Origin of the sequence: Parvimonas parva (assembly GCF_016552165.1) — a bacterium.
GTDB lineage: Bacteria > Bacillota > Clostridia > Tissierellales > Peptoniphilaceae > Parvimonas > Parvimonas parva.
The window spans coordinates 1-8,856 of record NZ_JACVDA010000033.1 but is presented as its reverse complement, the minus strand read 5'-3'; the positions used below and the strand labels follow the sequence as shown (position 1 = coordinate 8,856).

The following is an 8,856-nucleotide window of genomic DNA, read 5'->3' as shown; positions in this document are numbered from 1 at the left end:
TCCTAAAAAAATATTCAATTACAAAACACCTAGAGAATTATTTTTATGTGGCTAATTTATTCTTGCAATTTAGGATTGATTCAAAATTAAGAATAAATTTCATACTATAATCAATAAATAATTATCAATAAAAAATATTTATAATTAAAGTTAAAAATCTAAGATGATTTGCTACTTTTTATCAATTCACTACTTAAGATTAAATTGACATTGAAGTAAAAATGGTGTAAAATAATTATGAATACAAGTTTTTAAAATTATTTTTTACATAACATAATTTTAATCTTAATTTAAGATTATGTATAGGATTTATTTATTGAAAAATTTTAAAAAAATTTGTGATATTAAAAAGAGGTGAATAAAGTGAGCGTGAACACTTTTAAAGGTGGAAAGCATATCCACGACTTTAAAGAGTTGACTAATTCTAAACCTGTTAATTTCGGTTTTGTACCAAAGACAGTAACGATACCTTTATCACAACATTCAGGTGCGCCTGCTACTTGTTTGGTTAGTAAGAATGATTTGGTAAAAGTTGGACAAAAGATTGGTGAGGCCTCAGCTTTTATTTCTGCTAATGTTCATTCAAGTGTTAGCGGGAAAGTTAAGTCTATTGATGAAATTATGACTGCAACCGGTGTTGTATGCCAAGGTGTAACTATTGAAAATGATGGTTTGGACGAATTAGGCTATGAAGAAAAGAATTTAACTATTGATGAAGTAAGCGCAACAGACATACTAGATGCCATAAAAGAAGCTGGAATTGTTGGACTTGGTGGTGCCGGGTTCCCAACTCATGTAAAATTGACAGCTAGAGAAGGACAGATTACAGACTACATAATAATAAACTGCGCTGAATGTGAGCCATATTTAACAAGTGACCAACTTATGATGGAATTATATCCTGAAAAGGTTGTGATGGGGTGTTTGCTTGCTATGAAAGCTATGGGGGCTAAGAAAGGTATTTTAGGTATCGAAGATAATAAGCCTTTAGCTATTGAAAAATTGCAAGAGGCATCAAAATCTTATCCTGAGGTAACTGTTAGTGTTGTAAAGACTAAATATCCACAAGGCGACCAAAAAAGACTTATCCAAGCTACAACTGGAATTGTTGTACCGTCTGGATCATCAACTTCTGCAGTTGGAATAAGAGTAATAAATGCGAATACTGCAATTGCTATTAATGATGCTGTTTTACATGGTAAACCTTTATATGAAAAATTAGTTACAATGACAGGCCATGCTCTTAAAGAACCACAAAATGTTATGGTTAGAGTTGGGTCAAAAATTTCTGATATTGTAGAATTTATCGGTGGATATGAAAGTGAGCCTGGAAAAATTATTTCCGGTGGACCTATGATGGGAGAAACTCAATACACTCCAAATGTTACGACTGGAAAAGCTATGGGTGGATTACTTTTTATGACTCAAGAGGAAAGCGCACCTAAAGCTGTAAGTCCTTGCATTAGATGTGGTAAATGTGTTGATATTTGTCCTGTGTACTTACAGCCTTTGTATTTACAGCTATATACTTTGAAAAATAGAGTTGAACAGGCTGAAAAATTACATTTAATGGATTGTATAGAATGTGGTTCTTGCTCATATATTTGTCCGTCAAATAGACCTTTAGTTGAAGCAATCAGACTTGGAAAAGCTGAAGTTAGAAAACAAGGTAAAGGAAAGAGAGCATAAGGAGGGTACTATGGACGAAAAAGATTTAAAAGTTGAAGTCCCTTCTGAATTAGAAAACGGAACGGACATTGAGGTAAAAGAAACTGAGGTCGTAACTGAAAGTATTGAAGAAGTAAAGGAAGTTGAAACAAAAAAAGTTGAAGAAATTTCTACTACTGAAGAAAAAACAGAAAGACCAGTTAGAGAAAGAAGAGAAAGACCTGCAAGAGAGCCTAGAGAAAGAACTCCAAGAGAGAGAAGACCTAGAGCAACTGTAGAAGAAAATACAGAAAATTCTGAAGTGGTGGAAAATGCTGAAACTACTGAAGAAAAAACAGAAAGGCCGGTTAGAGAAAGACGTGAAAGACCTGCAAGAGAGCCTAGAGAAAGAACTCCAAGAGAGAGAAGACCTAGAGCAACGGCAGAAGAAAATACAGAAAATTCTGAAGTGGTGGAAAATGCTGAAACTACTGAAGAAAAAACAGAAAGACCGGTTAGGGAAAGACGCGAGAGAACGCCTAGAGAACCTAGAGAAAGAGCTGAACGTCCTGCAAGAGAAAGACGTGAAAGAACAGCTACTACTCAAGAGGGTTCAGAAACTCCTGCTAGAGAAAGAAGAGAAAGACCTGCTAGAGGTGGACGTAATGAAGAACCACAAATCAAGTTATTTGTAGGCTCATCTCCTCACTTGAGAAGTAAAGAAACAGTTAGTACAGTTATGAGAGATGTTGTTATTGCACTTATTCCAACTTTACTTGCCGGAATTTATTTCTTTGGACTTAGAGCATTACTTGTTACATTAGTAGCAGTAGGATTTGCTGTTGGGTCAGAATATCTTTATGAAAAATTAACTCATAAACCTATTACAATAAATGATTTTTCAGCAGTTATTACAGGTATGCTTTTAGCATTTAACGTTCCTGTTACTATTCCATTCTGGATGGTAGCGCTTGGAAGTATGTTCGCCATTATAATCGTTAAGCAATTATATGGTGGACTTGGAATGAACTTTATGAACCCTGCACTTGCTGCAAGAGCTGCATTAATGGCATCATTCCCAACTGCTATGAGTAATTATGTTGCTCCAAATGCTGGAATTTCAAATTTATTAAATTCATCAACTTATTCATCATTAGATGCTACAACTTTTGCAACTCCGTTGTCAAAAGGAACTCCTGTTAACTTCTTGGAGGCATTTATCGGTGTTAGAGGTGGTTGTATTGGGGAAGTTTCTACAATATGCTTATTAATCGGTGCTGGATATTTGTTATACAGAGGAGTTATTCAAATTAGAATTCCAGCTGTGTTTATAGCAACAACAGCAGTTGTTTTAGCATTAACCGGAACACCAATAGCAGATTTGCCAATTCAACTTTTAATGGGTGGACTTGTATTAGGGGCATTCTTTATGGCTACTGATTATGTATCAGCTCCTGTAAATAGAAAAGCTCAAATATTTTTTGCAATAGGCTGTGGGGTAGTTACCGCCCTTATAAGAAATTTAGGAGCACTTCCTGAAGGGGTAAGTTATTCAATTCTATTTATGAATATATTTACACCACTTCTTGAAAAATATTGTATCCCTAAAGTTTTTGGAGAAGGGAGAGTTAAAAAATAATGAAAGAAACTATTAGATTAACAGTAAGATTGTTTTTAATTACAGCAATCGCAGGTTTAATTCTTGCCTTTGCAAATAGTTTTACTTCTCCAGTTATTCAACAAAGAGAAAAGCAAGAATATGAAAATGCTCTAAAAGAAGTCTTTGCTGATGCGGATAAATTTGAAACTTTAGAAGAAGGAAAACTTAATTCAATAAAAACAAAGATAAAAAATATAGAAAAAGTAGAAATTGCTAAAAAATCAGATAAAACAGTTGGTTATGTTTTTAAAACACTAGGAAAGAATGGTTACGGTGGAGATATTTCAATGCTTATGGCTATAAATATTGAAAACCAAACTATCGTTGGATTTAAAGTTTTAAAACATAATGAAACACCTGGACTTGGAAGTAGAGTAACAACTCCTGAATATGCACAAAGCGTTGTTGGAAATAAAGTTACTGAACATTTAGTTAAAAACTTGCATCCGGACAAAGACAATGATATTCAAGCAATAACAGGAACAACAATAAGTGTTAATGCAGTTTTAAACGGTTTAAATGCTGCAATAGATGCTTTAGCAGATGTTGGAAAGTAGGAGGGATAATATGAAATTAAAAAAGATTTTCTTTGATGGTATATTTTCAAACAACCCCGTACTTGTTCAATTAGTTGGTATGTGTTCTGTATTAGCCGTAACAACTAGTGTTGTTAATGCGATTGGTATGGGTTTTTCAGTAGTATTCGTAGTAACTTGTTCAAATATAGTAATCTCAATGCTTAGAAAATTTATTCCTGATAAGGTTAGAATACCGGCTTATATAGTAATTATAGCGACATTCGTAACATTGGTACAAATGTTCTTGTCAGCTTACATACCGGCACTTAATGCAAGTCTTGGACTTTTCATACCACTTATAGTAGTAAACTGTTTGATTTTAGCAAGAGCAGAGTCTTTCGCATCAAAAAATTCAGTTTTCTCATCTATGATTGATGGTGTTGGACAAGGTATCGGTTTTACTTGTGCATTAGTTGTTTTAGCTAGTGTTCGTGAACTTTTAGGAAATGGAACTTGGTTCGGCTTTCCAATTCTTGGAAAAAATTATGTAAGTATAGGTGTTATTACACAAGCTCCGGGAGCATTTATAATTCTTGGACTTTTAGTAGCAGGATTTAATATTTTAAATAAAAAAGTTAATGCTAAAAAAGAAGGAGGTAACTAATGGCTACGATATTAAAAATTTTAGTTGCATCAATTTTAGTAAATAACTATGTATTGGGACAATTCTTAGGAATTTGTCCATTGATTGGTGTATCAAATAAAGTTGAAACAGCATTTGGTATGGGTATGGCAGTTACATTTGTAATCACAATTTCAAGTGCAGTAACTTGGTTTATCCAAAAGACAATATTGGATACTTTAGGACTTCAATATTTACAAACTATCGTGTTCATACTTGTAATAGCAACTTTAGTTCAATTTGTTGAAATGGTACTTAAAAAAATGAGTCCAAATCTTTATAATGCGCTGGGAGTTTTCCTACCACTTATAACAACAAACTGTGTAGTTTTAGGGGTTGCGATTACAAATATTCAAAAAGAATATAATTTGTTAGAAACAATATTTAATGGTTTAGGAGCATCACTTGGATTTTTATTAGCCATTGTTTGCTTAGCATCTTTAAGAGAAAAAATGGAATTAACAGCAGTTCCTAAAAACTTAGAAGGTGTACCTATTACTTTAATTACCATTGGACTTATGTCTTTAGCATTTTATGGATTTGCTGGCTTAGTATAGAGGTGAGATTATGAATGAAATAATGATACCAGTTTTGGTACTTAGTATTTTAGGTATTTTATTTGCATTGATACTTGCATTCGCATCAAAAGTATTTTTTGTAAAAGTTGACGAAAAAGTTGCACAAGTTAGAGGAGAATTACCAGGAGCAAACTGTGGTGCTTGTGGATTTCCAGGCTGTGATGGACTTGCAAAAGCTATTGCAGAAGGAAAAGCTGGAATAAATGCTTGTCCTGTTGGAGGAGCCGACTTAGTTGCAAGACTTGCAAGAATCTTAGGAACAGAGGCAGGAGAAGTTCAAAGAATGGTAGCTTGTGTAATGTGCCAAGGAGATAAAGAATTTGCAAAAGAAAAATACATATATACCGGCATTAGAGATTGTAGGGTAAACAACTCAATGCAAGGAGGAAGTAAGACTTGTGCTTATGGTTGCTTAGGCTGTGGTACTTGTCAAGACGTTTGTGGATTTAATGCAATAGATATGATAAATGGACTTGCAGTTGTAAATAAAGAAAATTGTACAGCTTGTAACAAATGTATAGATATTTGTCCAAAGAACTTAATTGATTTAGTTCCTTATGAACAAACAGTTATGGTTAAATGTAAGAGTTTTGCAGCAGGAAATGTTGTAAAGAATGCTTGTAAAGTTGGTTGTATCGGTTGTAAAATGTGTGCTAGAGTTTATCCTGAGGCATTTACTATTGAAAATAATCTAGCAGTTGTAAATTATACACAAGGCTTAGACGAAACATTACTTTTACAAGCTGCAGATAAATGTCCTACAAATGCAATTCATCCGGGATTGTTAAAGAAAATGGCTGAAAAAGTAAATGAAGTAGCATAGATAAGAGTGGGTTTAAACTCACTCTTTTTTTGTTTTAATTATATAGATTATATATGGAGTTATTTTAAATTTAACATTGTTTTTTTTTTATTTCTATGTTACAATAAATATATCAAAAGCGTTTTTTAACTTAAGTTATAAAAATTGGGGGTTTGTTATGAAAATTAAGAAAAAAATTAGTATTTTGTTAGCTTATGGATTGCTGTTTTAGCATCTAATATTTTGGCAATTTATTTTACAAAATAGAGATATTAATTATGGTAGTAAATAAATTTTTTAAAAAGTATTTGATTTCAGTTATAACGTTTTTGATAATTTTAATAGTATATAAACAAGATATCATAAAATTTATGGTATTGTATGTTTTGTTGTTGATTGTATTTGAATGTATATTACAATTAATTAAAAAAATTAAATAAATTCAATGAAAATTCCAGTTTTTAAAATTAAATACTGGATTTTTTTTATAAAAAAACTATTTGTAAGGGTGTTTTTATTTTAATTTTTTTACAAAAAAACTTGACTTGAAAACATTTCCATATTATAATATCACTAAGGTATTAATTTATCTATATTTACGAAATGTTAGGGGGAATTAAATATGAAATCATATTCAACAGAAAAGATTAGAAATCTTGCGTTAGTTGGGCATAGTGCCAGTGGGAAGACTTCTCTTTGTGAGGCTTTACTTTATAAGACTGGCAATTTAAAAAGACTTGGCAAGGTTGAGGACGGAAATACCGTAACTGATTTTGATAAAGAAGAAATTTCAAGAGGAGTTTCTATTTCAACTGCTATTGCACCAGTTGAGTGGAAAGACTTTAAGATAAATTTAATTGACACTCCGGGGTATTTTGATTTTAGTGGGGAAGTTTACAGTTCTCTTAGAGCGTCTGAGGCTTGTTTGGTTGTTTTAGATGCGCAAAACGGTATAGAAGTTGGAGCTGAAAAAGTTTTAAAATATACTGAAAATATTGAATTACCAAGAATTATTTTTGTAAACAAGATGGATAAAGAAAATGTAAATTTTGCAAAAGTTGTTAGTGATTTACATATCGCTTTTGGTAAAAAGGTTATTCCTTTCACTCTTGCTCTAGGTGAAGGTGAAAATTTTAAAGGTATTATTGATGTTTTAAATAAAAAAGCTTATGAATATGATGGATTTGAAAGAAAAGAAGTTGAAATTCCTGAAATAAGAGTTGAAGAAGTAAATCACGTTTATGATACAATCGTAGAAGTTGTTGCAGAAACTGATGACGAACTTATGGAAAAATTCTTTGACGGTGAAGAGTTTAGCCACGAAGAATTTATGAAAGGTGTTACAAGTGCATTGTTAAACGGTTCAGCTGTTCCTTTGATTTGTGGTTCTGCTACAACAGGTGCCGGAATTGATATGTTACTTGATATCATCACAGATTATATGCCTGCTCCAAATGACGAGAGAGCGAAGAGAGGCTTTAGAAATGAAGATGAAAATGTTAGAAATATTTGTGTAAATGAGCCTTTCTCAGCAGTTGTATTTAAAACTATTGTTGACCCATTCGTTGGAAGAATTTCAATTTTTAAAGTTATGAGTGGTAAGATTAGTAAAGATACTGAAATTTTTAACTCTACAAAAGATGAAATGGATAAGTCGGCAGGATTATTCTTCTTGAGAGGGAAAACTCAGTTGGAAACTTCTGAAATAGTTGCAGGGGATATTGGTGCAGTTTCAAAACTTAATTTAACAGAAACAGGAGATACTCTTTGTGATAAACAAAATAAAACTCTTTACAAGAAGATTAAATATCCAAAACCAAATCTTTATTTTGCGATAGAACCGAAATCTAAAAATGATGAAGATAAGATTTCACAATCTCTTCATAAATTACATGAAGAAGACCCAAGTTTCGTATCTGAAAGAAATGTAGAAACTAAACAACATTTAATCGGTGGACAAGGAAATGTTCAACTTCAAGTTGTTTTAGATAAACTTAAAAATGTTTATGGTGTTGAAACCAATATCGTTCCTTTAAGAATTGCATACAGAGAAACTATTAAAGGAAAATCAGATGTTCAAGGTAAACATAAAAAACAATCCGGTGGTGCAGGTCAATATGGAGATGTATTTATGAGATTTGAACCATCAACAGAAGAATTTGAATTTGCTGAAGAAGTTTTCGGTGGGGCAGTTCCAAGAAATTACTTCCCAGCAGTTGAAAAAGGAATTAGAGATTGTCTTGAAAAAGGAATTTTAGCAGGATATCCGGTTGTAAATTTAAAAGCAACTCTTTATGACGGTTCATATCACCCTGTTGACTCAAACGAAATGGCATTTAAAATTGCAGCCTCAATAGCTTTCAAAAAAGGTATGGAACAAGCAAAACCTGTTTTACTTGAACCTATAATGAAAGTAGAAGTAAGAATACCTGAAATTTATATGGGCGATGTAATGGGTGACTTGAACAAGAGAAGAGGAAAAGTTTTAGGTATGGAAATGCTTGAAGACGGAACTCAACTTGTAATCGGAGAGGCACCACATTCAGAACTTTTTGAATATGCTATCGACTTGAGGTCAATGACTCATGCAAGAGGAGAATTTTCAATGGAATTTGACAGATACGAAGAAGTACCTGCAAATATCGCAGAAAAAATCATTGAAGAGTCAAAAAAAGAAGATAAATAGATAAAATTAACTGACCTTTTAGCTTTACTTAAAAGGTCAGTTTTTATTATGAGGAATATGTTTAGATTAATAAATTTATTGGACAAGAGAGATTTCAAAAAAGTTAATATATAATAAAATAATATTGCACAAAAAATACAGATAGGTTATAAAAAAATATAGCTTATCTGTATTTTTTTTTATAATTATTTTGTCATAAAAAATGCAAAAATGTACATTTGTAAATGATGTGAGACCAAAAATTATAAAAAAACATAACCTGTATGTTAGAATTAAAGGAGAA

Annotated in this window: 7 protein-coding genes; all 7 read left to right on the top strand. The window is 32.1% G+C overall.

The annotated features are described in order from the left end of the window. Window positions 1–363 precede the first annotated feature (363 nt). The 7 genes from rsxC to fusA all read left to right on the top strand — a co-directional run bounded on the left by rsxC (window position 364) and on the right by fusA (window position 8,573). Window positions 364–1,689, top strand: a complete 1,326-nt coding sequence (rsxC, locus tag IBJ83_RS08065) for an electron transport complex subunit RsxC (protein ID WP_068474353.1) — start codon at window positions 364–366, stop codon at window positions 1,687–1,689. Between the two features lie 10 nt (window positions 1,690–1,699). Beyond that, window positions 1,700–3,286, top strand: coding sequence for an RnfABCDGE type electron transport complex subunit D (locus tag IBJ83_RS08590; RefSeq protein WP_333473026.1), 1,587 nt, complete (start codon window positions 1,700–1,702; stop codon window positions 3,284–3,286). Beyond that, window positions 3,286–3,864, top strand: coding sequence for an RnfABCDGE type electron transport complex subunit G (locus tag IBJ83_RS08055; RefSeq protein ID WP_068474356.1), 579 nt, complete (start codon window positions 3,286–3,288; stop codon window positions 3,862–3,864). The genes IBJ83_RS08590 and IBJ83_RS08055 overlap by 1 nt, the downstream gene beginning before the upstream one ends. 10 nt (window positions 3,865–3,874) lie before the next feature. Continuing rightward, complete coding sequence (gene rsxE, locus IBJ83_RS08050) at window positions 3,875–4,489, top strand: electron transport complex subunit RsxE (RefSeq protein ID WP_068474358.1); 615 nt, start codon at window positions 3,875–3,877, stop codon at window positions 4,487–4,489. Continuing rightward, on the top strand, window positions 4,489–5,064 hold the full coding sequence (rsxA, locus tag IBJ83_RS08045; RefSeq protein ID WP_068474366.1) for an electron transport complex subunit RsxA: 576 nt from the start codon (window positions 4,489–4,491) through the stop codon (window positions 5,062–5,064). The genes rsxE and rsxA overlap by 1 nt, the downstream gene beginning before the upstream one ends. A 10-nt stretch (window positions 5,065–5,074) precedes the next feature. Further along, a complete protein-coding gene (locus IBJ83_RS08040) occupies window positions 5,075–5,908 on the top strand; it encodes an RnfABCDGE type electron transport complex subunit B (RefSeq protein ID WP_201276046.1) in 834 nt (277 codons plus the stop codon). 601 nt (window positions 5,909–6,509) lie between these two features. Beyond that, entirely contained in the window at window positions 6,510–8,573 is a 2,064-nt protein-coding gene (gene fusA, locus IBJ83_RS08035; RefSeq protein ID WP_201276045.1) for an elongation factor G, read from the top strand. The last annotated feature ends 283 nt before the right edge of the window (window positions 8,574–8,856 follow it).

Coding starts and splice junctions, on each gene's coding strand:
- IBJ83_RS08590 (WP_333473026.1), top strand. CDS start 1,700: ATGGACGAAAAAGATTTAAAAGTTGAAGTCCCTTCTGAATTAGAAAAC.
- IBJ83_RS08055 (WP_068474356.1), top strand. CDS start 3,286: ATGAAAGAAACTATTAGATTAACAGTAAGATTGTTTTTAATTACAGCA.
- rsxE (WP_068474358.1), top strand. CDS start 3,875: ATGAAATTAAAAAAGATTTTCTTTGATGGTATATTTTCAAACAACCCC.
- rsxA (WP_068474366.1), top strand. CDS start 4,489: ATGGCTACGATATTAAAAATTTTAGTTGCATCAATTTTAGTAAATAAC.
- IBJ83_RS08040 (WP_201276046.1), top strand. CDS start 5,075: ATGAATGAAATAATGATACCAGTTTTGGTACTTAGTATTTTAGGTATT.
- fusA (WP_201276045.1), top strand. CDS start 6,510: ATGAAATCATATTCAACAGAAAAGATTAGAAATCTTGCGTTAGTTGGG.